Genomic DNA, 24,742 nt, shown 5'->3' with positions numbered 1-24,742 from the left:
CTGCGCGATGTATCACACCGATGATCTGCTGCACCGGGTCGATCGCATCTACCTTGGCCCGCCGGGGAAAACCGCTCCGGTCAAGATTCGCTACACCGCCTACGGTGTCGGCGCTCTGGTGTTCGTGACCACCACTGTTTTCCTGCGCGGCCTGCTGTCGATCCCCTGGTCGTCGAGTTCGACGCTGATCCTGTTCGGAATCACGATCTTCATCACCGCCCGGCTGATGCGCTTCATCACCGGCGATGTGACCGTGCGCTCGGTACTGACCGCCGCCTTCAACGACCTCGTCGCACCGCGCCCACCCAAGACCGGAATGGCAGTGCCGGTGGCGCCACTACCTGCCCATCGGATGCGCCATTTCGGCACCAACGACCCCAACGCACCTGCCGACTTGTGGAGTGATGCCGCGTGAGTGACGATTTCGCCGATCTCTTCGACCCCGCCCGCCGACGGCCGGCGCCACCGAGTGGTCTGCCGCCTCGCGAGCTGGCGGTCACGCTTCCGCCGTCGTGGCGCGATGCAGAGAAGCGCAAACGCGCCCAGGAACGCGAACAAGAGCAGGCTGCTGCCATGCAGTCGCCGAACGCGTCAGCGTCGCCGCGGCATTCGGTAGACGAACCGGTCGAGGAATCGTTGACCGTCGTCGGGGAGTGGACGACCGCCGGCCATGATGGCGCCGAGGATGTGTACGCCGGTGACGACCTCGAGATGTACGACGAGGTCCCCGACAACGAGGCCGATGCGGCGTCGCCTCGCCGACGCCGGTGGGGTCGACGGGGCGGGTCGAGCAAGGCGACGGAGAAGTCCTCGGGCGCAGTGCGTAAGCGCCGTCAGGCCGATGTCGCCGACGCTAGCGACTACCAGGTGGCGCCCGGTCGGCGAGCGTTGAAGCCGAAGATGACCGGCACGCTGGGCCACGTCACGTTCTCCAAGACCGAGGCGATCGCGTGGTTCGTCCAGCCCCCGGGGGCGTGGACGATGCGTGAGAACGCCCGCCAGCGCCAGATGATCGACACCGAAGCGCGGGTGATGGCACGACTGGCGGACCTCGGCGTCGAGCAGCTGCACCGCCGGACCGTACGCACCACCTGGCCGGTGCAGCAGTGGGCGCGTCAGCACAACAACTGGGCCTACGGCCGCGACCCGCACTCCGATGCCGGCGAGCCCGGGGCCCAGGAGCTGTCCTCGCCGCTGCCCGATGTCGCCGGCGCCCTCTCGTGGGATGAGTACCTCGCCGGGCAACAGACCGCCCTGCTGTATGAGCACCCGACGGTCAAACTGCGGTTCTGGGGGATCTACCTACCCACCCGACCGACGACGTCACGGATGGTCGAACGCGCCGCCGCCGCGACCGGCCAGCGGCACGGTTTTGGGGCGTTCGCCTGGCTTCGGCGTTTCGCTGACAGCGTCGCCGACACCGAGTTGCAGTCCCGTCGCGAATACCTCGCCGAGATCGAACGCGTCATGGCCGCCAGCGGGTTCGGTGCACGCCCGGCCCAGCCCGGGCAGCTCGACTATCTGCTGCGCCGCTCGGCGAGTCTGGGATTGCCGCTGGAAGCGCCGCCGAGCCGGTCGGCCGGCACCGCAGGGGATTGGTCGGTCAACGATGTCGCCGCGCTCGCTGATCTGGCCGATCTCGCGATCGTGCCCGGTGACGACTACGTGCAGGTGAGCGGAACGGTCAACGGCCGGCGCCACACCGGGTTTGTCATCGTGGTCACCGTCGGCCGCATGGGTGCGCTGCCCATCCCTGAACGCATGCTGCCCTGGCAAGTTCTCGGCGATGGAGTCGACGCCACCCTGGAATGGTCCGAGCGGGTGCGGTTGCTCGATGCCGGTGAGGCCCGAAAGGTCATGCAGCGCCAGGCCGACAAGATCAAAGCCCAGTTCGATCACTACACCGTCGAACACGACGAAGACCCCCCGCAGGCGCTGCGGGAGCAGTACCAGATGAGCAAGCAGGTCATCGAAGAGGCCGATCACGATCACACCGGGTTCGTCACCCGGGTGCACGGCTGGTGGCGCATCGCTGTCGTGGGTTCCTCCCCGGAAGAGGTGCGCAACAAGGTCGCCCGTTTGCGGGAAGTGTACGAACCGACGATCGAGCTGCACGTTGAGCACGGCCAGGTGCAGCTGCTGCGCGAGTTTCTGCCGTGCGAGCCGCAAGCCAACACCGCTCACCAGCGCCGCATGCCGGTCCGCACCGCCGCCTCCGGGATGGCCGCCGTGGGTGACCGGGTCGGTGACCGTACCGGCATCATCCTCGGCCGCACCGCATCGATCGCGGCACGGCCGGTCGCCTGGAACTCGTTCGCCGCGATGGAAGATCCCCTGATCCAGAAGTCCGGTCTGACTCCGATTGTCGGCGGTCTCGGCTCGGGTAAGACGTTCATGGCCGCGATCTGCGTCTACCAGATGGTTCGGGCCGGGGCGCACGGCGTCATCCTCGACCCCTCCGGGCCGCTGTCGCGGCTCAAGCTCATTCCGGAGCTCACACCGTTCACCCGCGTGTACGAACTCACCGGCGCGCGTTCACAGCCGGGTGCGCTCAACCCGTATCACGTCATCCGCGACCCTGACCCCGAGGACTGGGACTACAACCCCGACAACGACGAGAACTTCGGCACCGAACCCGACTGGGACTCCCGGGTGGCCGCCGCGCGTAACCGCCTCGCAGCCGACCGTCACGCCGCCGAATCCGAACGGATTTCCACTGTCGTCACCGTGTTCCGGATGATGCTCACCCCCCAAACCCGGGGACTGCGCACCACCAACCAGGTGTTGCAGCGTGCTGCGACCGAGGTCGGCGGCAGGATCGATCACTCCGCGCTCGAACCCTTGGAGATGATCGGGTGCTACGCCCAGGACCTCAGTGGATCGACGAGTGAGGAATTTCGGGAGGCCGCCCGCGCGATCTTCGACGAGCTCGAGGCGATGCGTCAGTTGCCGTCGGCCCGAGTGCTGTTTCCGCCGTCTGGGTCGACCGGTCGCGTTCCCCAGGCCCACGGCAGCGACCGTCTGACCATCCTGACGATGCCGGGTTTGCAGCTGCCCTCGGATCGCATCCCCGAGGAGCAGTGGTCACCCGAGCAGCGCATGGCCGGACCGTTGATGCACCTGGCGGCGTGGCTGGCCAACCGGATGATCTACGACATGCCGCGCTGGGTGCGCAAAGTGCTGTTCCTCGATGAGAACAAGTACCTCAAAGAGACCGGCGCCGGGGCCACCCTCAACCAGCGCATCAACCGCGACACCCGCAAGTTCAACGTCCGCGCGCTCGTCGGTTCCCAGCTCGCCGATGACTTCCTCGGCCTCACCGACGGCGGCGACGATCAATCCGCCCTGGCCTACGAGGTGTTCGTCGGCGACGTCGGCTCCAGCGAGACCGCGATCGCCGGCGCCCTCAAACTCCTCGGTCTGCCTGTCGGGCAAGGTTATGAAGCGGTGCTGCGCGGGATCGGTGGCAGTGAGGATCAAACCCACGACGAGGATGTGCGCGCCGCCCGCCGCCAGGGCGACCGGCCACGCCAGTTCGTGGTGAAGATGGGTGACGATATCGAGCTGATTACCGCCGACTGGTCCAACTTCACCCACCTCGCCCACGTCTTCGACATCCTGCGCTCGGACCCCACCGCCTCGCGCACCGCACGGCCCACCACCGCGCGTGGAGTTGCCTGATGCCGCGCCGCCAGATCCGGCCACGCCCCACCACCAGCACGTCACGCGTGGGCTGCCGAGTACCCGTGGCGCAACGGATGTCGCGGTGGGTGCGGTTGGTGCTGGTGGTCGGGATTCTGGCGATGACGGTGTTCGGCCCTCAGGCCTCGGCGAACGCGATCCCGAATCCACTCGACGCGTTGAAGTCGGGCTATGAGTGCAAAGAGTCCCCGCGGCCGCAGATGCCGCGCGAACCCAATGAGGCGTGGTTCGACGAACAATCCAAGTCGCGCAATAACTCTGGCAACGGCGACCCGCAGCATCCCTACGAGGTGTACGGGTGGGCTGGGCTGAGCTGGCACACCTACGACCTCGGATGCGGCCCTGATCCCACCCGCGCTCCCGATGCCGTGGCCGACACCAAGCTCGGCAACGGATTCCTCTCGATCGGTAAGCACCTGATGGCGATGGCGTTCTGGCTCGATGACCAGGCCGCCACCCCCGCCGAGGCCCAGGCCCGCGGGATCACTCCGATGTGGAAGAACTTCGACAACATCGTCACCGCCGTGGCCACCACCCTCAAGGACCGGGTGTTCAGCCCGTGGGTGGGGCTGGCATTGCTGATCGCCGCCTGTGTCGCCGGATACCGTGCCCTGCAACAGAACACCGCAGCGGTGATGAAGGTCGTCATGCTGTGCGGGGCGACGATGCTGCTCGGCGGGCTCATGATCGGCGCGCCCCAGAAAGCCATCGGAATCGCCGATGACACTTTCGCGTCCCTGATCACCGACACCCAGTCGACGATCTTGCAGGTCGGCGGCGGCATCACCGCTGATGACCCCCGCAACGTGATGATCGAAAACGTCCTACTCCCCGACTACTACAAAGGCTGGTTCGGCCCCAACCACGACCCTTCCTCCACCGAGGGGCAGGCCATCGATAAGGCGTTACGCGAGTCGTTGGCGTTCAGCTACGACGAGCAGCGCGAGGTGTTGAAAACGGGCACCAACTCCATCGATGGGGAGAAAGCGAACGAGAAGGCGAACAAGAAGGCAGAAGACTTCGGCAAGATCGCTACGACACTGGGCGAGAGAGACACTGGCGCGTATCGGCAGTTTCAGGGCAAAGAGTCCGGGCGCACCAGCACTGGGTTCATGGCGATGGTCAAGACCGGTATGCCGTCGTTGGTGTGGGCCGGCGGATCGCTGTTGAAGATCCTGGGCCTGCTGGTGATCCGGTTTGCGATCCTGTTCGCCCCGATCTGGGTGCCATGGGTAGCGATGTCGGGTGGGCTGCTCGAGCGGGCGTTCCGCATCATCATGGGCGCCTGGCTGTGGGCGATCGCCGCCGCCGGCATCCTCGGTATCTACCTGGTCGCGCTGGTGCGCCTGTATTCCGGAGTCACCCCAGGTATCGACGGCGCATGGCGGTTGTGGTTCCTGCTGATCATGACCGTCATCGCCTGGTCGATCATGCGGCCATTCAAACGGATCTCGACCGTTGCGCGCAGCGACGCCACCTCCATCACCCAGAAGACGTTGCGCCGCGGCCGCGGCGCCGGCAGCAAGCTATGGAAGGGCGCTCAGTGGGCCGGCGGCCCGATCCAGGGCGCCGCCGAAGGCCTCGGCAACGCGATCGGCGACGAAGTCGGCAACGTGAAACAAGGTTTCAAGGTCATGGGCGGCTACCAGCCGTCGGCGCCGTCGACGTGGCGCCCCGAAGGCCAATTCGACCGGATGCGGCTGTCCCAGGGCGAGACCAACCAGGGCTACATCAACTCGGTCAACAACCCCGACTCGGTCTGGAACAAGACCGGCCGTAGTGGACCGCGTATCGACGACCCGGTCATCGTCGACGGCGAAGTGCTCTCCTCCCACCTCGGCGGATCAGGGGGGATGTCGGCCGACGAACATGCCGGCGGGTTCACCAACACCGCAGTCCCCCACCGCGACCGAATCGACACCCACACACCAGCACCCGTGCGGGCACCGGATGTGTGGGACGGCGGCGACGACTCCCCCATCGCCCCAATGCGCCTCTACCGACCCTCCCAGGACCAGCTACAACTCCCGGCCGGCAGTCCGGCCCCATCGGGCGCCACCTCGTCGGCAACGCCACCGGCACGGCTGCTGCCCACCATCTCCATCAACCGCCCCGCACGGGAGGCCTCGGCCCCTCGCCCGCACGTCTGGGACAACTCGACGCTGACCGATCGAGGACACCTCGATGGGTAGCAGCCGCCGCACCCACAGCGGCTCGCACGCGATCCTGACCCCGATCCGACGCTGGGTGCTCTACTCCCCCAAACGCCTGATCGGCCTCGCCGCCAGCCTCATCGGGGTATGCATCCTCATCGGCCAGCTCATGCCCGACCCCGCGCCCGGCGCTCTCAGCAGCGCGACCGCAGCCGACGGGGCGGCCACGAGCACCACCGCCACCCGGCAAGTCCTCAAAGCCGGCGATGAAGTGACCCGCGACGATGCGCTCGCCGTCACCGACGACACCCAGGCACGCAAGAGCCCGCAGATCGTCGCGATGAAGTACGCCATCGCCTACACCGACCTCGACGCCACCACCGGCGAATGGATCACCGCGCTGTCGGCGTTCGCGGCACCGGGTGCGGTGGCCGGGGAGGTCGTCGCCGCACGACCCGTCGTCCCGATCGCGATCTCCGGACCCACCTCGAGCAACTCCCGCGGCGAACTGGTCATCGTGCCCACCAGTGCCGGCCAGCTCACCGTCAACCTCGAATCCACCGCCGCCGGTTGGCAAGTCACCACCCCACTGCCCCAACTCGACCTTCCTGAGTACACCTCGACCACCACTGAGGACGCCGTCCCCGAGACCACCGAGGCGCCCACCACCACCTCCTCGGCCGAACCGTCGCCCTCGACACCGGCCACACCGCCGCCGACGCCCACGTCCACAACGCCGGCCCGCCCGGCTGATCCCACCCCACAAACCGGGCCCATCCCCATCCCACAGCTCGAAGGCCCATTGCCTGGGCGCCGCTGAACCCCACTCCGTTGAGCAAAGGAGCCGACATGGCCACCCCCTCCACCACCTCCTCGGCCCGGCGTCTGCTGCGGTGGATCTACACCACGGCGGCCTCCGCGGTACTGGTCCTCGCCGCTCTCGCGGCCGTGCTGGTTCTGACGACGACGAGCCCCGCCGACGCCGAACCACCGCTCGATGTCCCGGCCGCGTTCACTGCACCACTGACCGAGTACGGAACACTCTGCGACGGTGTTGATCCGGCGCTCCTGGGCGCCCAAGTGCACATCGAGAGCAGCTTCGAGAAAGGTCACGTGTCGGCAGCCGGCGCCACGGGCTACGCACAGATGCTGCCGCGGGACTGGGCACAGTACGGCCACGGCGGTGACCCCAACAACCCGCGTGATGCCGTGCGGGCGCTCGCCGAGCTGGACTGCTCGCTGCTGGCCGTCGCCCACGCACGCGGATGCCTGGGCGAGGATGCGGTCCGGGTGATGCTGGCCCTGTACTACGCCGGTGAGGCCGCGGTCCGCGGCTGCACGGTCCCGGCCAACGGCGAAACCGACCGCTACGTCGCGCGGGTGCTGGCGCTGCGATGACCCACCTGTCCCGGCCCTCGCGCGCCACCCGCCTCGCGCAGCTGCTCGCCGCGCTGTGTGCGGTGCTGATCCTGGCCGGCTGCACCAGCGGTGTGGTCGTCATCCGGGACAACGCTGAGGGCAACGGTGGCGGTGGGGCTGGCGGCGGGCTGAACACCGCGGCGGTGCCGGCCGAGTTCGTCGGACCGCTGACCGAGTTCGGTTCCATGTGCGAGGGCATCAGCCCACCCCTGCTGGCCGCGCAGATCAAAGCCGAGTCCGGATTCCGCAAAGGTGCGGTCTCGCCTGCTGGTGCGATGGGATACACACAGTTCATGCCCGGCACCTGGGCGGCCTACGGGGATGGTGGAGATCCGAACAACCCCCGCGACGCGGTGAAGGCCCAGGCCAAATACGACTGCGCCATGCTCAAGATCGCCGCCGACCGCGGCTGCACAGGTGAGGCCGCGGTCAAGGTCATGCTCGCCATGTACAACGCCGGCCCCGGCGGTGTCTCCGGGTGCGAAGTGCCGGCCAACGGCGAAACCGAGATCTACGTCCCCCGCATCCTGGCCTACGTCGAAGAGTTCACCGCCGCCGACGGCGGACTCACCGGCAACGCCGAAACCGGCAGCCCCCGCGGCCCGTTCCGCTACGACCAGTCGAAGACACCCGGGCAGAACGTCGTCTTGGCCGCCATGTCTCAAATCGGCTTGCCCTACGCCTGGGGAGGCGGCTCGCTGACCGGACCGTCGAAAGGGATCACCGACGGAGGCACCGCCGACAGTCACGGCGACTACAACAAGATCGGATTCGACTGCTCCGGACTGAGTCGCTATGCCATCTACCAAGGTTCACGCGGAAAGATCGAGATTGGCCGCCACACCAGCGCCCAAGAGGCCGGCGGCACCCCCGTTCCCCTCGACCAGCTCCAAGCTGGCGACCTCATCCTCTGGCCCGGGCACGTCGCGATCGCCCGCGGCGACGGCAAGACCATGGTCGAAGCCCAACAATCCGGGACGCTCATCAAAGTCTCCCCACTGCGTCCCGGCGGCGTCGGCCGCCGCTACGTCGGCACCGGCACCAACGCCGGCCATCAAGACGCTGCCTAGCAACCGTGTTTCGAGAAAGGACACCGCTCTCATGATCCGCACCCGCATCACCCAGATGGTGGCGGCCACCGTAACCGCGGCCGCACTCCTCGCCGGCTGCGGCGCCGGCAGCGACGACACCGATCAGTACCCCTCAGTTGTGACCTCTACACAGGTGCAGGTCGAAGGCAGTGTCACGCCCTCCGCAGGGCCGAAACCCTCAGCCGCGAAACCCGACTCGTGCGCGAAGCTGCCTGAACCGTTCACCGATGTCGATGCCTGCAATGAGGAAGCCGTCGCGCTGACCGCACTACGCACCATGTACTCGACCAACCCCACCCGCGACACCTCCACCCAGGACGCCGTCCTGCGCGCAGTGCCGCTGCTCTCCTCAGCCATGATCGGCCGAATCGTCGCCCCCACCAAGGGCGCCCAGAACACCGAATGGGCCAACTTGAAGGCCTCCCGTAAACGAGTCGTGGCCACCGTTACGATCCAAACCGAGAACCAGTCGACCTACTACCAAATCAGCAGGAAGGCGGTGCCCGTTGGAGCAGACAATGACGCACCCGGAACCACCCTCGACACCATCGCCGTCTCAGCGACCCTCACCGTCGTCGACGGCATGGGCTACCGCCTCGACACCCTCACACCAATCACCTAGACCCGTGCGTGCCATCACCTGGGCGGCCGCAGCGACCGCCACCGTCGCTCTCGCCCTCACCGGGTGTGGAACCTCTAACTCAGATGGAGGAATCGGCGGAAACAGCGGGAACGGGGACAGCTACGCCGGGGTCGTGTCGACACTTGACCCTGATGACCGGGACCAGGTTCTCGTCGGCGTAGGTGATGACAGCCATCTCCCCCCGCCTTACCTCACGATCACCGCAGGAAGCAAGGTCGCAGCCACCTGTCACGGAGTGAAGGGGGCGCCACCGAAATCTGTCACCGTCGTCACGACAGACGGGTGGAAGATCGAGCTCACTCGCGGCTCGCAGACCTTCACCGCTGAAAATCCCTCTATCGAATTTCCCGCCGGCCAAATCACGATTCCTCCTCAGTCGACTAACGAGTATCTGGAGGAAGTCGGCATCGTGACAGGTATCAACTGGGACTACCCCAGTTCTGGACACGTCGACGTGGACATCACCGTGCACGAGGACAAACTTCCCTCAGAGTGGGACCAGACCCCTGAGTTCAAAATGGACATGCATATCAACTGTGGCGGCGGTGAGTGATTCGGCCTAGGCGATTCGAAAGAATCGGGTTTCACCAGGTCAATCGCCCCGCCGCGCGTTAGCCGCGTCGCCTGGAATCGATGGTTCGAATCGACACCAGGTAGGTTGTCGTGTCGGCACATGCAAGGTCCTTGCATTTAGTACGACTTACATGATGGTGGGAGCGCAGCGTGTGGGGCAGCACACATCGACAACGACTTAGGGGGTCAGCGTGGTGGTGAAATGGCTGCACGAAATTGCGGAGTCCTTTACGAGAGTCCCGGGGAGGAACGATGCACGTTCTGCCGAACAGGCGAGATGCAGCAGCGTGATCACACGGGCCAGCAGTGTGGATCTGACCCAGCCGCCGCTGAAAGTGAGCACCCCGACCCCGATCGATTTCCGGTTGGAGCCGTTGCTCTACGACGATCAGCGTGCGTGGGCACTGGCCCACACCGTGGATGTGGTGTGGCGACCGGTCTTGACCTCGGTGGGCATCGGGGTACGCGCGGACCTGTTCTTCCAGGCCTCTGCGGTCGACCCTGATGTGTTTGTGGCGATTGTGACCGGTGCCCGCAAAAGTCGAAGGTCATGGCGGCGAGCTGATCTCGAGCAGATGGCTACCACCACCGGCATTCCGGTCGCGACGATTGCCGCGTTGAACAAGCACATGGCGGGCCGCTGGAATGACGTCGTGAATGGACGCCAGTTAGACACAGACAGGCCCGAGTAGGTCGAAACAACCAGCGCGCGGCGGTTCGCTGGTCAGATCTCGGAGTCGCACGCGTGTTACCGTGGTGACTTCTCCGGGCCTCGATGCTCTTTTCGGCACTGGATGACGACTACGAGTCGCGCGCGCCCTCAGTCCGCTGAGGTGTCACGCCGCGACTATCTACCCGACTCGTCATCAAGGTGGTTGCCATGTCGAATGTTGCGCAGAGCGTCCGTACCGAGGACCTCACCGAATCGGTCCGCTCCGATGTCGCTGCTCTCGAAGCTCGATGGTCCGGCGCCATGCTGGCCGCAATGCCACCACGCCATGCGACGAGGGTTGTCGCAGCCGCTCTAGGTACCCACGTGGCCGATACCTCGGTGTGCAAGGAATGGCGCAACGCCTCGCGCGGTAGTTGGCTGCCAACCGTCGATCCTCAACACGCTCTGCATTGTTGGGCCGTCATGGAAGTGGCCGGAGCGGTAGCCGAGCAGATCGACGACGTGGATGTGTGGTCGACAACTGCCGAGCGGGATCAGGTTCGTCGTGACCTCGATGCCGTACTGAGCGAGATCGGCACGACCTTGCTGCGCAGCGCCCGCAGGGTCGTCAACATCCTCGGCACACCTGTCCCCGGCAGATGGGATGAGGTTGACGACCAGATCGTGCGTATCGCCGCACTTCGCGGCTACCTCACCCAGGACTCATCGGGTGCCCAGCCCGCCGGCGGGCTCGCTGAACTGATCGAAGATTCTCGCCTTTCGGCTTCCGGTGCGCAGAGCAGTCACAGCAGGTAGATCGCTCGGCCGGTTGCCCTTGGAGTTGTCCATGTCGTCTTGAAGGATGGGTTTTCGGCGGTGCTCCCACAGATCGGATCGATTCGTCATGTTCACCACCTCAACTGCGGGACCTTCACACCTGTGGGCATTCCTGAGTGCGTCACCCACATCCTTGCCCTCGAGTTCGATCACGGCCTGGTCCTCGTCGACGTCGGCCTCGGACAGCAAGACGTCGCCCACCCCATCCGGGGTCTGGGACAAGCACTGCGGGCGGTACGGCCCCGTTTGAGAGGGGCCGATACCGCCATCCAGCAGCTCGCCGGCCTCGGTTTTACCGCCGACGATGTCGTGGGAATCATCGCTACTCACTTGGACTACGACCACATCAGCGGCGCGCTCGACTTTCCCGCCGCTCCCGTCCACCTCACCGTGACGGAACTGTTCGCGGCCGCGCGCCGTCCTGGCATCCGCGGCCGCATCCGCTACCGCCCGCACCACCTCACGGCGATCACCAGTCGTGCACACACCTACGCGCCCGATGACGCCATCCCGATCATGAACTTCCACGGACACCCGCTCACCGACTCCGGCGATCTGTTCCTGATCCCGCTGCCCGGTCACACAGCCGGACATGCCGCCGTCGCGATCCGAGACCCGCACCAGAGGGACCGATGGCTAATCCATGCCGGAGACGCCTTCCTGCACCACACCGCGCTCACGTCAGCGTCTGACGCCTCCATGGACAGGGTCGAAAGAATGCTCGCGATGGACCCCAGTAACCTCGCGCACAACCACGCGGCACTCCGCGCCGCAGCCGACCAGGGGCATCTCGTCATCTGTTCGCACGATCGCGGCCAGTACGAGCACCTAGCGGCCGCCGGTAGCCCGCGCCGGTAGCCACCGGACACATGGAGTAAATTGTTGATTCAGGATCATGCATAGAGCCGCTAAGAAGCAGTGGGCTCGGGGGGTTGTTTGATGTCACATTGGATTGTTGTCGAGACGATGGGAATCGGCGCCCGCGGCGAGGTGGAACCCTCGGTGGTCTTCAAGGACGGCCGACGCTCCCAATACACCTCTGTACAGAGGTTGCGGCAGGAGGTGCCCAACGGCGACTACGCCGTCTACGCACGTGTCCTTGATGTGCTGGGCAAGGCCGCCGCGACCGGGCGCCCGCAGTCGATGGTGGTCTCGCAGGTGCGGATCATCGCCGAGCCGGTGTTCGGGCCCAGCCAGGTGGTCTTCGCGGTGCAGCTGTGGATCGGCGATGCCGACACCACTCCCCCACCGCGGCGCCTCGTCGGGGCTTTCGAGTTCATCTATGACGAAGACCGCGATGTTGCCCACATCCACGACGGCCCGAACATCGAACGCGACATCCTCGGCATGGACGACTCTCCTGGAGAGGTCATCCGCGTTGCACCCGAGGTCTTCCAGTACTTCTACGACTTCCCCCGAGAATCAGACATCGGGCCCTTCGTCCGCGATATGAACACCGGACGCCTGGACAACGGAGCTACTTTCGACTCCCCACTCACCGTTCGACATGCGCGCGACAGCGACGACCAGCTGCGCTACCGCTGCTACATGACAATGCGAGCTGTGCACTTGTCCTCGCGATGGGCCCTGCGCGGTGTTGTGCACGACATCAACGATGTCGAACCCGCCGAGTTCATTGCTTTCAACCGGCACACCGCCCGTGTCATCGCCAACCTCGAGGAGCGCGAATCCGGCTTGGGGCGAATCGATTTCGCTACCGGATTGGTGACTGACTGGCTGCGGACACCTCCCCCACCACTCGACTCGTGGCTCACCGACAGCCCCATCTTCCATGAGGACGATCGGGAAGAGATCGCGGCGGCACAGCTTGCACTGCTCACCCGTCGCCAAGAGCGAGCAACCTATCGCGCTCGGGTCAGATTCGCCGGCAGCCCGCCTGACCTGTGGCACATGGCCCAGATCACGATCACACCCGACAAGCAGGGCGAAGACGGCCTGGGGTTCCTGACGGTCGAACCACTGCCAGAAGTCATGGCCTCCTAACCCCGAGCCGCGGCGACACCACGAGGCCCGCAAACTAGTACAGCTCCTCGCTCTGGTGTTATGCTCCGAGCTACAACGCGCACCCTCACCGGTGGAAGTTTCCCAGTCCCTGACGAACCCTTTCGGGTCTGGTCGCGAACACAGAGTGCAGTTCATCTAGCCAATCGGGCGATGCCCGAGGGGCTTATTCACTGACTCGTTCGCCAAATTTCCAGTCACCCCGGGGAGGGTTTTCGTGTTTCCACCACCACTACTCACAGAGGTCGGACTGCCCCACGCCTGCAAGCGGGGGTACCTCGACGAGCGCGCCGCCGGCCGATTCAGTTCACGCGGGAGTCCCCGGCGGTCGGCTACGCGCGCGCTCGTAGGCCGCTCGGTATTCGTCGACTGGCATCTCCAAAGCCTGAGCGATCACCTTTGCCGTGGTATCAGTAAGCGACATTTCGCCTCGCTCGACGGCTCCGACCGTCGACGTGCTCAGACCAACCAGGCGTCCAAGCTCGGGCTGCGTCAGCGCTCTCAGAACCCGCCAGTCTCCCGGGAAACGTCCTTCGGCCGGCACATGGACAACATCCTCGATCGACCCTCCGAGTACGTTCGTCAACTGTCGGAGCAAATCAATCTGCGGGCTGACCGCGCCGATCTCCCAGTTCTCGATCGTCCTCTTACCGATCCTCGCGAGGCGAGCGGCGTCAGTACGGCTGATGCCGGTTTGCTCGCGCAGGCGAACCAGCTGTGCTGGCTGAAACCCGCGCAGCACGCGTCTACTCACAGTCTCTCGTCTCGCCGGGCGCTCGCCATGTCTAGACACTGTGCAGCAACACCCCTAGTATCGTCATCAAATGCGTCTATGCCCCGCGTCAATACAAGCGAATATTACATTGCCGGTATAGATTGCGGAGAAGCCGCTACGACCACGCACAGGAGGGGGTCACCAGGACGGAAGTAGTCCGAAAGCCCGCAACCCTCGGGGATCAGATTTGACAGTCAAGACCCCAAGGGCCGCGGGCATTAACCGAATCCGACATGGCCGGACAGAAGTAGTCGCGACCAAGACCGGACGAACGCGACCTTACGCGCGCTCCCGGACCGTCGCTACATAACTCGGCCTGTCGACATCGAACCGTTTCGATCATCGTCGACCTTTGGGGGCCGTACATGACCTATTCTCCTCATTTCCGCGAAGACCAGTGCCTCAGCGCCACCGATGCCGGCGTGCGCGCATCCTGCTACGGCCAGCCCGAGCCGTGGGATCTCGAGTTGATTCTCCGATCGTGGGACCCGCTCACTGCGGCTCGCCGCGCCGTGGCTTCTTGCGGGACCTGCCCGCTGTTCAACGAGTGCAGAAGCCAAGCTCTGACCCGCGCCTCGGATGGGACGCCACCTCTCGACGTCATTGAAGGCGGGATCGCATGGAGCCCATACGGACAGCAACTGGACCTCTCCACGTCAGCCTCGCTCGTGGCCTCGGCGAACGCCCGCCGCGGGCGCCGCGATCGGGCACTTCTACCCACCCGGTTACCAGCCTCTGACACGAGGGTCGCTTCGTGACCTCCCCTGGCCTCGGCCTGTGTCTGGCTTACGACTTACGTCGGCAGCCGGACCAACGCCCCGTCGGATGCTCAGGACGGCGGGCGCGCCTCCATCGCCGAAGGTCACGGTCGTGAAACGATCACGCTTGGACCTATGTCTACACCCAACGAGGAGGCCTCTGTCATGTAGCGGACAACACGCGAATGTCTTGCGCCGCAGCCGTTTTGCCCGTACCGGGGCGGAATGGGAGCCGCCGTAGGACACCAGCGAACGAAATAACTACACAGCGATGGAGACACCGGTCCCCCCGAAGGGGAGTACACGGATTTTCGAGTGGGGAGCGAAGTTACCGCTTCGCTTCACCCCGAGAACTGGTTCGGAATCTAGTTACCAGCTAGACCCCGGAAGCCTCCCAAACAGGAAGGAATTGCCGCTCCAGGCACTTCTGATGGTAAAGCACACCCTCGACACGGGCAACTATCGCCGCCGTGTCGCGCCATTCACACCTCCCGTAGAGACATCACCGCAGGTCCCAACGCCCATTGGGGCGTTGGGTGAGGTCCGTGCGGGAACGCTCCGACCACCTATCCGGTGACTGTCGGGGCGAACGCCCCTACCAGCGTTGTCTTCGACACCCCCCACAGAGCCGCACCAACGGATGCGGCGACGTGCGGGAGTAACCGTTCATCTCGGCTGGACGGGGGCGCACACACCACACCTCGAGCGGCGATCGTCCGCGCCGAGCGCGTGATTGCCGACATCCTCGCGCGGTGCTGCACGCTGAGCCTGGCTCAGCTGATCGCAGCTGTTGACGCACCACCATCGGTGGTGATCGACGCCGTACTCGGGCTTGTCGAGGCCGGCGCAGTCGATTTGTGGAGCCATCACGTCGACACCCGCCTCGTCGTCGGCCTCCTGGACGGCCACGGCGATCGCACCGGATCTGGTGCCACACAGGCCGGGGTGGTGATCCGGTGACCGCGCCGGGACTGATTGCGGCCGAGCAACAACCGGCCGAGCAACAACCGCCGGGGCCGTTCACCGCGGCCATGGCCGCGCTGCTTGAGCCGTTGTGCCTGACTGCCCGGGTGTCTCTCGCGTTCGCGGTCACCTGTCGACTACTCGACGCGGTAGAAACACGGCAGCGCAACGAGATTGAAGGCCTCAACGCCGAGCAACGAGGCAGGCGGACATGGCAACGACCTACCCCCGAACGCACAACCGACGGCCGGGCCCCGGCGCAGGTGCCGTGCTGGACGAGCAGAGAGGCCTGGCTTAAAGCGGTAGCGGCCCTCCTCGCAACAGCCGAGGGCACAGCTGCTCGCCGACGTCATCACCGCGTGGCCGCGGCGACCGTCCTGGCCGCAGCCACGGCACACGCCCACTACGCCGAGACCAGCACTGGTCGACACATGACGGCCTCGTTGAGAAAGCTCGCAGGTAAGGCGGGACTCAGCCTCGACCAGATCAAGGACGGCCGCCGCGTACTGCGCACCCTTGGCCTGCTCGTCGACGTGGCCTACGGACAGCGGCTCACGGGGATCGAGATCATGGCCGCCCGCGCCCACCACGGCGGCACGCAGCTCCGCGTGGCCTCACAGATCTCCCTCACCATGCCCAAGGACGCCGTCGCAGCTGTTGCCGTCCCCGAGCCCAACCGGCCATCACAGGGGACGGACCAGGGACGTCACCAGCAGCCGAAGGGTTGCCCACCCCTATCCCGTCAGGGGTCAAGTAGAGCTTTTTCTCTTTCTAAAAGTTCTACTTTTTCAAGAGAAAAACGGACATTCCCGTCGAAGAACCGGGCGCGAGGACGCTCGTTGCCGATCCAGAAGCTCGCGGCCGGGATCGTGGCCCGCTGCCGCGGGCTCGACCCCGATACCGACGCACTCGCCTCACCCCGCAGGGTCGTACCGGAGTCGTGGCGTCGCCCCGACTTCCAGCGCAAACACCACCTCGGCCGGATCTGCGACGTCCTCACCGACGCTGGCATTGACCCGACCACCTGGACCCCGGCAGCTGTAGTCGCACGACTCAACGACCACGGCCGCAACGCCAACCTGAGCTGGCCGAACGCCATCGACAACCCCGCGGCCTACCTGCGGTGGCGCCTCGGACAAATCGACTGGGCCACACCGAGCTCTACCCCCGCCCAGACCCCCCGAGCCGATGAGAACGGTCACCGATCCCCCGCCGCCCACAAACCCGCAGCCGACAGCGCGCTACGCGCCCACGCCTACGAGATCGCGGCCGCCGCCTGCGGATGGAACAAAGCAGCGGGAGGTGCCAACGACTAATCGACTCCCCCACCGCCACAACACAAACCCATCGACAGTCAACCCAAGGAGCATCAAATGAACGTCACCGTCTACACCAAGCCAGCCTGTGTCCAATGCAACGCCACCTACAAAGCTCTCGACAAGCAGGGCCTTACCTACGAGATCGTCGACATCTCCGAAGACGCCGCGGCGCGGGATTTCGTGATGGAGCTGGGCTATCTACAGGCCCCGGTTGTCGTGGCCGGCGCAGAACACTGGTCCGGCTTCCGGCCCGATCGGATAAAGGCGCTCGGTGCCGGCCAGCGCAACCAGGTCGCGGTTTCTGCATGAACGCCTACCGGGGCCGTCCAGGGATAGACTGCACGAGTCATGGAACGGTACCTATCTCTGAGCGAGTTTGCCGTAAAGGCGAACCTGTCCGTGAACACGCTCAAGAGTTACGACCGCAAGAGGATGCTTCCGCCCTACGATGCGCTCACCGGCTCAACAAGGGGCTGGAAGGAAGCGACCGTGGACGAGTGGATTCGCGACCGACAACCGGTCCCAGACGGCGAGTCTTTACCGCGGTAAAGTGCGCGTCCCTCGGCCTGTCGCCTTGGCGAGGATGGCCCCGTCAGTGGAACATGACCATGGACGCCGTAGGTCCGCGTCAGGCAATCCGCATCAAACCTCATCACGAGGGACCCCGCCCTGTATTGAAATACACCCGCAAGGGTGTATCCTCTGACACGAGGCGTCATCGTCTTTACCGCGGTAAAGACTCAACCGCCCTCGCCCACCGAAGTAGTCAATCGACGAAGCACACGGAGGCTCACCCAGAATGACCGTCTACACCTTCATTAATCAGAAAGGTGGCGTGGGAAAGTCCACCGCCACAGTCAACTGCGCCGCAGTCACAGCCGATGTGATCAACGACCCCACGTCAGAGTCGCAAGAGCAGGACTCCCCGGTCCTCGCTGTCTCTACCGACCCTCAGGGATCGGCAGTGTGGTGGGCAGACAGGGTTGACGATCTCCCCTTCCGCATCACCCAAGTCGATGGCAATCCCGAGCTACTACGTTCACTCGGCGACTTGCCCGGCGTCGAGCACGTGTTCGTGGATACCCCAGGATGGTTGGGCGATGACCCTGGGACGACTGAGAACGGAAACACCGGGCTGGTTCTGGATGCGCTGCTCTCTGTCACGGATCTTGCGGTAGTTCCACTTACTCCGGAAGTGCTTGCGTTCGACCCAACAGCCCGGACGATTGAGAAGGTACTCAAGCCTCGTGGGGTGGCTTTCAAGGTCGTGATTAACAACTGGGATCCACGAGACGGCCGAGCGGACTTAGAGGAAACGCAGCAATTTGCGCGATCGATGGGGTGGCCTTTGGCGAACACCGTCATACGCCGGTACAAGCTCCACACTCGCGCGGCCGCGGACGGGAAAGTGGTCACTGAGTACCCGACGAACAGGGTGGCGCTACAGGCCAGGGAAGACTTCCAACGCCTGTGCCTTGAGCTGAATGTGGGGGCCCGCTGATGGCACGCAAGAATGGAGGACGAGTCGATCTGAGTTCGCTCGCATCCTCAGTCGGTGTCAATTCGACTGTGGACCCCACCGCGGCGGTGGACGGTATCTATCGGTCGAACGTTCGTATCGACGAACTGGCACCAAATCCTCGTAACCCACGGTCTGATCTGGGGGACCTCGCCGATCTGGAGAGCATTCGCGATCGCCAGCTCCAGCCGGCGACAGCAATCTCTCGTTCAGCTTGGCTCCGGCTGTATCCCGAGGATCAGGACGTGATCCGCGACGCGCAGTACGTGATCGTCAATGGGTGCCGGCGTCTCGCCGCCGCTCGACAGTTTGGGCGCGAAGGCCTCGACATGGTGATTCGTGACGGGCTGGCGGCGGACAAGGCGACTCTGCTGTGGGCCGCGATCGCTGAGAACCTGGAACGCCAGGACTTCGACGTCATCGAAGAAGCGAATGCGGTGGAGGCGATGGTTGCCGAGCTGGGTAGCGCCAAAGCGGCCGCCGAACGTCTCAATCGCACCGAGGGCTGGGTGTCGCAGCGGCGGACCCTTCTCCAGTTGGACCCAGAACTCCAGGCGAAGCTGCGAAGTGGGGAACTAGCGGTGCGGCATGCGCGCACTCTTGCAAAGGTCCCGATGGAGGAGCAGGTCGCCGCTTGGCAGGCCGCGAACGAGAAGCGTGAAAAGCCCACAGGCGCAGGAGAGGGTGGTAAACAAGCACGAACCCCGGAACACTCCTCTGCTGCAATGAAACGCGCTTTGAAGAGGTTCAAGGCCGAACCGAGCACCGTGGCGATCGCAATCCGCGAGGTCTGGCCGCCCGAAGATATCGACGCACTCATCAAACAGCTCCAAGACCGCATCTGAGGCGTTCTTTACCGCGGTAAAGCGGGCTGAGTCGGTTTACCGCGGTAAAGAGAAGCCAGACTAAAGCGACCATGCGAACGCAGAGGTGACCCCGTGAGCGGCAAAACGGCCGACGATCACGCCATGATCATCACGTCGGACAAGGTGCTATCCCCGTCGGGGATTGTGTTGGTGGACAAGCCTGTTGATTCGGTCGACAAGCTCCTCAAGGTGCTGGAGTGGCGCCAGCGCAGGCAGCCACTGTCCCCGGCCGGCCTACCGGCGCAGGTGTGGATCATCGACGCCGCGTGCGCACAGCTCGGCTGGGGCCCGGACGATGTCGACCCCGGCGACGAGGCTGACTACTCCGATGAGGAGCTGCGTGAGGGTCGGATGAAGACCGACGTGATCGCCCGTCTCGATGACGCCACCCGCGAGCTGTTGGGCCCCCTTCTGACGCCCCAGGGTGAGGATGGCTGGCATCTGTACCAGCCGGGGGAGGAGATCGGTTATCGCCTGCACCTGTCCCACACGGCCGGGAACCGCAAACTGATGGTCGATGTGATCCTCGAGGGGTGGGCGTGGACTGCACGCATCAACCACGACCGTATGGGCATCCTCGGCTCCGAAACCGCCGGTACCCTCATCGATTTCGAGGATGAGATGGACACCGCCCGCGAGTTGGCCCGCCGCTTGTGCTGGCATGTCGACAATCTCGGCGTCCTGCCTGGGATTACCCCGGCACGTACCGGGGCGGTCATCCTCGATCGCATCTTCCGGGATCGCCGAAAGACTGGCCGCGGCATCATCGTCGATGCTCCAGTTCCGTTGCCGCCCATTGACATTAAGGATGCTGACGAACTCGAACCGGTCATCGTGTGGTCGCGCGGATGGATCGACACCGAAGAACTCGACGCGGCCGATGAGCTGGTAACCATCGACCAACGCGCCTCGTATCTGGCCAGTGCCGGCATGATCAACCTGGGGTACGGCGAACTCGTCCATCACAGCACCGGCGCCGAGGAACTCGCCCACACCAGCACCCCTCTGCCGTTCGGGGTTTGGCAGATCACCCTGCCGGCCGCCGACACCCTCGCCCTGCCGGACAAGCTGCCCTTGCCGCATCCCCGGATGCGCACCGACCGGCCCGTGACGACCTGGGTGACCACCGAAACGATCATCAGCCTGACCGCACCCATCCCGGATGGAGGAGCAGGCCTCGACATCGCAGACTTAGCGATCACCGAGGCCTGGACCACCACCGAACAAGGGCAGGTGCTCAAGCGGTGGAAGGAACTGCTTGCTGCCGCCCGCAAAGCCGCCGTGGAGGCCGATGACCCGACCCTCAAGTCAATGGTCACCGACATCTACAAGGGCTACCTCGGTCGCATCGCCGGTGACCGCAACTGGGATTCCCACATGCGCCACCACTACCAGCCGATCTGGGCCGCGGCCATCAAAGCCCACGCCCGCCACCGATCCCGCACCAAAGCCATGAAACTCGCACGCGAACACAACATCTGGCCCATCAAGGGCCTCACCGACGCCTGGACCTACCTCGCACCGGCGGGTGCCGACCTCGCCGACGAACTGACCTACCTCGGCAAGTTCGTGATCGAAAAGCGACGGCCGCTCGACGACGACGTCATCCTCGCTCTGCTGTCGGCCAGCACACCCACCGAGGTCCGCAAAGCCATCAACACCGCCTACACCGCCTCCGGCCAACCAGACGACGACGCAGACGGCAACGACAACGATGCAACAGACTCCGGTGCAGTCGATCTCACTCCTGAGGACGCGACGGTGACCAGCGAAGAAGCGGTTAGCTGATGGCCCAGTTCCGGCCGCGCCGTCGCGAACGGCGCGACGAACCCACCGCCACCACCACCGCGGCCGCCGGCCGGCAGGTCTCCGTCGCAGCCGGGACCGCGGCCGACCTCGCTCGTGCCGATGCGGGTCTCGTGGGGGAGCGCACACCCACCGATCACCTCGGCACCATCGGCTACGACGCCGCATGCAAAGCCGCACAAGACGCCGGCCGACGCTCACCCTCGCGACGAACCTTCCGCCGCTGGAAACAACAGGGACGCATCCCCGATGACCGCACCGCCGACCTCGTCGCTCGCCGCGCCGAGATCACCCGCATGGGCGGCGTCGACGGAGCTGCACAACAGCTCGGCCGATCACCGAGTGCGGTCTACGACTGGCGAGCCGGACGCACCAAGAGCTTGCGTCCCGACGCCCAAGGCCGCCTCGTCGATGCACAAGCCGCCCAACGCCTCATCGACAGCGGCGTCGACGTCTCCCGCATGCGACCGACCATCCACTTCACCGCCGACGTCCACGCCCGCACCGACGGCGGCAACTACGACTACCGCATGGCCAAATCCTTCGACTTCGGCGGACCCCAAGGCCTCGACCACACCCAGATGAGCCGCCAACAGATCGCCGCCCTCGGCGATGCGTTGGCCCGTGACGACCACGCACGCGTCGCGGCCATCCTCGAAGAGCACGCCTCGGTCAACTTCGCCGCTTTCGACGACTTCGACGACGACACCGGATTCCACTTCGACGGCGTCCGCGAGTTCCGCATCGACTGGAGCTAGGTGCGCCCCCGTCGGCGGTGCTCGTTGAGAAATACGGAATGTGCGTGAGACTTCGTTGCTAAGAGGAGTCGGGCGGTTCGGTGCCCCGGCTCACTGGCAGCGAGGGGTCTCACGTGAGGGGCGTTTTTCGCCAACGCATTACGCAGGCGGTCACCGTCAGTACCGCGTCTGTGGTGGTCGCCGTCTCAAGCGCGTCGATGCTAGCCCCCGTGGCGTCTGCGGCGCCGGCGGCTGGGTGTGCGCCGGTGACGGTCGTGATGATGGCCGGGACAGGGGAGACCCACGCTGCGGCCAATCCGAACCAGCCGGTGGGGATGCTCAAAGGCGTCACCGATCGTGTGAGAGCCTCTGTAGGCGACAACGTGTCGGTGATTTTCCCGGCCTACTCGGCGTCTGCATTCAACAAGGGACTCAACTACGTTCAGTCCAAGCAGACCGGCATCGATTCGCTCAAGCACACCCTGACCAGCCAGGTCAGTCAGTGCCCCAACACCCAGATGGTGCTCGGCGGATACAGCCAGGGCGCTGACGTAGCCGGGGATGTGGCCTCAGACATCGGCAACAATCGCGGCCCGATCCCGGCCGAGAAGGTGCTCGCTGTAGCCCTGCTGGCTGATCCCGGGCGCGGCACACCCGGTGAAGCGCTCGTGGGCCCCAACGCCAATCGTGGTGTGGGAATGGGCGGTAACCGTCCCGGCGGGATGGGCTCACTGTCCGGGCGGGTGGCCACGATCTGCGACACCGGCACGAAGACCACGCCCGGTGACATGTACTGCAACCTTGACCGGCAGAAGTACCCGTTGGTCTCGAGCATCTCGCAGATGCTGGCCACCACGCCGGCCGAAGCCGGGGTCAAACAGCAAAGCGAACGTCAGATGGCCGGCCTGCCCGGCGCCACGGGTGTGTCGCCGACCGGGCAGCAGTCACCGTCGCAGCTGACCTCGGCGATGACCACTGACTGGTCGAGTGCGGATCTGGGGCAGCTCGGCTCGAATGTGTCCACCCTGGCCCAATCACTGGCCAGCACCCCCAGTGGGGGACGGGCCGTCGACCTGGGCCAAATCGCTACCACCGCATCCTCGGTGAGCAACACCCTGCAACCGTTGCAGCAGCTCATCGGCTCGGGCACCGTGGACCCGACCACCACCAAGGACCTGTCTGCGGCGCCTGCGGGCTCAGCCGATCGGGCCGCGCTCACGGTCCTCAACAACGCGAACAAGGCCGATCTGTCCGGGGCAGTGTCGACCTCGCAGCAGCTCGCCACGACGGCGGGCACCCTGGCCCAGCAGTCCGGATCGAGCAGCCTCGACCCCGCTCAGGCTCAACAGCTGTCGTCGCTGTCGAGTCAGCTGGGCCAGCAGACCGCCCCGCTGACCGCCACCCCCGCGCCGACAATGGCCACCGCCAGCAACGTTTTGAGCGTCCTGGCGCCGCAGAAGGTGATCGAACAAGTCCTCAACGTCGTTGTGGGACTGGGTTCGACGAACTGGATCGGCATGGTCAACGGGTTGAGCATGACCGTGCAACGCGCTGTGGCTCTCGACGTCCCGGGTGTGCGTAAGAGTGCGCAGGAGATTAACGAAGCGATCGCACCGCTGGTGAAGATGGCCGCCCAGGTCGATTTCAAATGGATCGCCAGCATCCTGCGGATGATTCCCGACCCGTCGGGGTACACCCAGATCGCCGCGACCGTCCTGGATTTCGTCGGCAACCTCGACATCATTCGGCTGGTCAACAACGTCCAGCGCATCGAGGGCATCGCCTTCGACGTCCTCGAGCAACGCAACCCCGTACGCTTAGCCGACCTCGTGCCGGTCGGCCTTGACTTGGCGACTGTGGCCTCCGGAGTCCTCAACGGCGGCACCAAGACCCCCGCCTCGGGATATCAGCCCAACCTCGTCGCCGGGACGACCCTGTCCAACCAGGTCGCCGGCGCTGACTTCCTGGGCCTGACCAACTCCATGATCCAACTCGTGTCCTCGGAAGACGCCAACAACCTCGCCGGGCTCGTCGACGCCGGTGTCGAGGTGTCCCAATTCGTCGGGGGCGCCACCCGCAACCACGTCGCCTACGGCAACTACAAAGTCGACAACTCCGGGCGCTCAGCCATCGAATGGCTCGCCGAGTGGATCACCCTCAAAGTCCAACGCGTACAAGCCTGAACAGCGAAACGAGACCTCCGATGAAGCGCTCAGCCAGAGACGATCACGAAGCCGACTTCTACGACCACCCCCACACCACCCAGTCCTGGCGACGCCGGATTGGCGTAGGTGCGACCGCGGCCGTGCTCGGTGGGCTGGTCGTGGCCACCACCGTCGGCTTGGCTCACGCCGACGAAACCACCACCACACCGAGCACCAGTGCCAGCAGCTCGACTGGCGCCGACGTTTCCACGGTGATCGCCGAGGCGTCGACCGACAAGATCGGGCTGGTCTCGATCTCCCAGGTCGCCGCCACCGGCGGGCTGGTGCCCAACGCCGTCATTCACCTCGAACGCCGCGTCGACACCGCCGCACCGGCCCCGTCGACGAGCATTGAGCAGTCGTCGACAAGTGCGCAGACGACCACATCGGCTCAGCTCCCCACACCCGACGAAGCTGGTGGGGGAGTGGGCGCCAAACTCGCCTTCCCGGTCGGAACGAGCCTCGACGTCATCACCACCACCACGCCGATCGTCCTCGCCCTACCCGAAGGCGCATACACCCTCACCCACCTCGGCACTGCCGGCACCGACAACACGGGCCCGGCGGCTGACCCGGTCACCCTGCGCATCACCGCCGGCGCCCACGCCAACGGCGCACTACGCGAACAACCCACCAGTAGCGCCCCGGCCACGCCCGCACCGGCCACCAACTGACCGCGAAGCACCAACACACCCGCCGACAC

Annotated in this window: 22 protein-coding genes; 21 read left to right on the top strand and 1 reads right to left on the bottom strand. The window is 65.3% G+C overall.

Going from position 1 to position 24,742, the window contains the following annotated elements; genetic code table 11:
• Positions 1-7 precede the first annotated feature (7 nt).
• From ACSUZC_RS24185 to ACSUZC_RS24130, 12 genes are all read left to right on the top strand, one after another.
• Positions 8-415 carry a hypothetical protein gene (locus ACSUZC_RS24185; protein WP_439033295.1) on the top strand — a complete coding sequence of 136 codons (408 nt, stop codon included), beginning with the start codon at positions 8-10 and terminating at the stop codon, positions 413-415.
• Entirely contained in the window at positions 412-3,681 is a 3,270-nt protein-coding gene (locus ACSUZC_RS24180; protein ID WP_439033294.1) for an ATP-binding protein, read from the top strand. The genes ACSUZC_RS24185 and ACSUZC_RS24180 overlap by 4 nt, the downstream gene beginning before the upstream one ends.
• The gene (locus tag ACSUZC_RS24175) at positions 3,681-5,894 is read left to right on the top strand and encodes a hypothetical protein (protein ID WP_439033293.1); all 2,214 of its coding nucleotides are present in this window, start codon (positions 3,681-3,683) and stop codon (positions 5,892-5,894) included. Before ACSUZC_RS24180 ends, ACSUZC_RS24175 begins: the two co-directional genes overlap by 1 nt.
• Complete coding sequence (locus tag ACSUZC_RS24170; RefSeq protein WP_439033292.1) at positions 5,887-6,675, top strand: hypothetical protein; 789 nt, start codon at positions 5,887-5,889, stop codon at positions 6,673-6,675. Before ACSUZC_RS24175 ends, ACSUZC_RS24170 begins: the two co-directional genes overlap by 8 nt.
• Before the next feature lie 29 nt (positions 6,676-6,704).
• Positions 6,705-7,253, top strand: coding sequence for a hypothetical protein (locus tag ACSUZC_RS24165; protein WP_439033291.1), 549 nt, complete (start codon positions 6,705-6,707; stop codon positions 7,251-7,253).
• Entirely contained in the window at positions 7,250-8,344 is a 1,095-nt protein-coding gene (locus ACSUZC_RS24160; RefSeq protein ID WP_439033290.1) for a C40 family peptidase, read from the top strand. Before ACSUZC_RS24165 ends, ACSUZC_RS24160 begins: the two co-directional genes overlap by 4 nt.
• Positions 8,345-8,375: 31 nt before the next feature.
• Complete coding sequence (locus tag ACSUZC_RS24155; protein ID WP_439033289.1) at positions 8,376-8,987, top strand: hypothetical protein; 612 nt, start codon at positions 8,376-8,378, stop codon at positions 8,985-8,987.
• Positions 8,988-8,991: 4 nt separating this feature from the next.
• Positions 8,992-9,561, top strand: coding sequence for a hypothetical protein (locus ACSUZC_RS24150; protein WP_439033288.1), 570 nt, complete (start codon positions 8,992-8,994; stop codon positions 9,559-9,561).
• A 307-nt stretch (positions 9,562-9,868) separates the two neighbouring features.
• A complete protein-coding gene (locus tag ACSUZC_RS24145; protein ID WP_439033287.1) occupies positions 9,869-10,273 on the top strand; it encodes a hypothetical protein in 405 nt (134 codons plus the stop codon).
• Positions 10,274-10,617: 344 nt separating this feature from the next.
• Entirely contained in the window at positions 10,618-11,049 is a 432-nt protein-coding gene (locus tag ACSUZC_RS24140; RefSeq protein WP_439033286.1) for a hypothetical protein, read from the top strand.
• 123 nt (positions 11,050-11,172) lie between these two features.
• Entirely contained in the window at positions 11,173-11,928 is a 756-nt protein-coding gene (locus ACSUZC_RS24135) for an MBL fold metallo-hydrolase (RefSeq protein WP_439033285.1), read from the top strand.
• A gap of 81 nt (positions 11,929-12,009) precedes the next feature.
• A complete protein-coding gene (locus tag ACSUZC_RS24130) occupies positions 12,010-13,074 on the top strand; it encodes a GAF domain-containing protein (RefSeq protein WP_439033284.1) in 1,065 nt (354 codons plus the stop codon).
• Between the two features lie 325 nt (positions 13,075-13,399).
• Here ACSUZC_RS24130 and ACSUZC_RS24125 read toward each other — a convergent pair whose 3' ends face one another.
• Positions 13,400-13,846, bottom strand: a complete 447-nt coding sequence (locus ACSUZC_RS24125) for a helix-turn-helix domain-containing protein (RefSeq protein WP_439033283.1) — start codon at positions 13,844-13,846, stop codon at positions 13,400-13,402.
• Positions 13,847-15,354: 1,508 nt separating this feature from the next.
• Here ACSUZC_RS24125 and ACSUZC_RS24120 point away from each other — a divergent pair.
• The 9 genes from ACSUZC_RS24120 (at position 15,355) to ACSUZC_RS24080 (ending at position 24,713) form a co-directional block, all read left to right on the top strand.
• A complete protein-coding gene (locus tag ACSUZC_RS24120) occupies positions 15,355-15,585 on the top strand; it encodes a hypothetical protein (RefSeq protein ID WP_439033282.1) in 231 nt (76 codons plus the stop codon).
• Complete coding sequence (locus ACSUZC_RS24115; protein WP_439033281.1) at positions 15,582-16,904, top strand: hypothetical protein; 1,323 nt, start codon at positions 15,582-15,584, stop codon at positions 16,902-16,904. The genes ACSUZC_RS24120 and ACSUZC_RS24115 overlap by 4 nt, the downstream gene beginning before the upstream one ends.
• Before the next feature lie 57 nt (positions 16,905-16,961).
• Entirely contained in the window at positions 16,962-17,216 is a 255-nt protein-coding gene (nrdH, locus tag ACSUZC_RS24110; protein WP_439033280.1) for a glutaredoxin-like protein NrdH, read from the top strand.
• Positions 17,217-17,706: 490 nt separating this feature from the next.
• Positions 17,707-18,408 (top strand): ParA family protein, encoded by a 702-nt coding sequence (locus tag ACSUZC_RS24105; RefSeq protein ID WP_388059800.1) that lies wholly within the window; start codon positions 17,707-17,709, stop codon positions 18,406-18,408.
• Entirely contained in the window at positions 18,408-19,271 is an 864-nt protein-coding gene (locus ACSUZC_RS24100) for a ParB/RepB/Spo0J family partition protein (RefSeq protein WP_439033279.1), read from the top strand. The genes ACSUZC_RS24105 and ACSUZC_RS24100 overlap by 1 nt, the downstream gene beginning before the upstream one ends.
• 93 nt (positions 19,272-19,364) lie before the next feature.
• Positions 19,365-21,080, top strand: coding sequence for a hypothetical protein (locus tag ACSUZC_RS24095; protein WP_439033278.1), 1,716 nt, complete (start codon positions 19,365-19,367; stop codon positions 21,078-21,080).
• On the top strand, positions 21,080-21,856 hold the full coding sequence (locus ACSUZC_RS24090) for a hypothetical protein (RefSeq protein ID WP_439033277.1): 777 nt from the start codon (positions 21,080-21,082) through the stop codon (positions 21,854-21,856). The genes ACSUZC_RS24095 and ACSUZC_RS24090 overlap by 1 nt, the downstream gene beginning before the upstream one ends.
• Positions 21,857-22,101: 245 nt before the next feature.
• Positions 22,102-24,018 (top strand): cutinase family protein, encoded by a 1,917-nt coding sequence (locus ACSUZC_RS24085; protein ID WP_439033276.1) that lies wholly within the window; start codon positions 22,102-22,104, stop codon positions 24,016-24,018.
• Positions 24,019-24,038: 20 nt separating this feature from the next.
• Positions 24,039-24,713: a hypothetical protein gene (locus ACSUZC_RS24080; RefSeq protein ID WP_439033275.1), complete on the top strand. Its 675-nt coding sequence runs from the start codon at positions 24,039-24,041 to the stop codon at positions 24,711-24,713.
• The last annotated feature ends 29 nt before the right edge of the window (positions 24,714-24,742 follow it).

Source organism: Gordonia terrae, from assembly GCF_051789125.1.
Lineage (GTDB): Bacteria > Actinomycetota > Actinomycetes > Mycobacteriales > Mycobacteriaceae > Gordonia > Gordonia terrae_A.
This window is presented reverse-complemented; position numbering and strand designations above follow the sequence as displayed.

Bases quoted from the DNA above. Each gene is read 5' to 3' on its own strand.
- ACSUZC_RS24185 (WP_439033295.1), top strand. From the start codon at position 8: ATGTATCACACCGATGATCTGCTGCACCGGGTCGATCGCATCTACCTT.
- ACSUZC_RS24175 (WP_439033293.1), top strand. From the start codon at position 3,681: ATGCCGCGCCGCCAGATCCGGCCACGCCCCACCACCAGCACGTCACGC.
- ACSUZC_RS24170 (WP_439033292.1), top strand. From the start codon at position 5,887: ATGGGTAGCAGCCGCCGCACCCACAGCGGCTCGCACGCGATCCTGACC.
- ACSUZC_RS24165 (WP_439033291.1), top strand. From the start codon at position 6,705: ATGGCCACCCCCTCCACCACCTCCTCGGCCCGGCGTCTGCTGCGGTGG.
- ACSUZC_RS24160 (WP_439033290.1), top strand. From the start codon at position 7,250: ATGACCCACCTGTCCCGGCCCTCGCGCGCCACCCGCCTCGCGCAGCTG.
- ACSUZC_RS24155 (WP_439033289.1), top strand. From the start codon at position 8,376: ATGATCCGCACCCGCATCACCCAGATGGTGGCGGCCACCGTAACCGCG.
- ACSUZC_RS24130 (WP_439033284.1), top strand. From the start codon at position 12,010: ATGTCACATTGGATTGTTGTCGAGACGATGGGAATCGGCGCCCGCGGC.
- nrdH (WP_439033280.1), top strand. From the start codon at position 16,962: ATGAACGTCACCGTCTACACCAAGCCAGCCTGTGTCCAATGCAACGCC.
- ACSUZC_RS24105 (WP_388059800.1), top strand. From the start codon at position 17,707: ATGACCGTCTACACCTTCATTAATCAGAAAGGTGGCGTGGGAAAGTCC.
- ACSUZC_RS24100 (WP_439033279.1), top strand. From the start codon at position 18,408: ATGGCACGCAAGAATGGAGGACGAGTCGATCTGAGTTCGCTCGCATCC.
- ACSUZC_RS24090 (WP_439033277.1), top strand. From the start codon at position 21,080: ATGGCCCAGTTCCGGCCGCGCCGTCGCGAACGGCGCGACGAACCCACC.
- ACSUZC_RS24080 (WP_439033275.1), top strand. From the start codon at position 24,039: ATGAAGCGCTCAGCCAGAGACGATCACGAAGCCGACTTCTACGACCAC.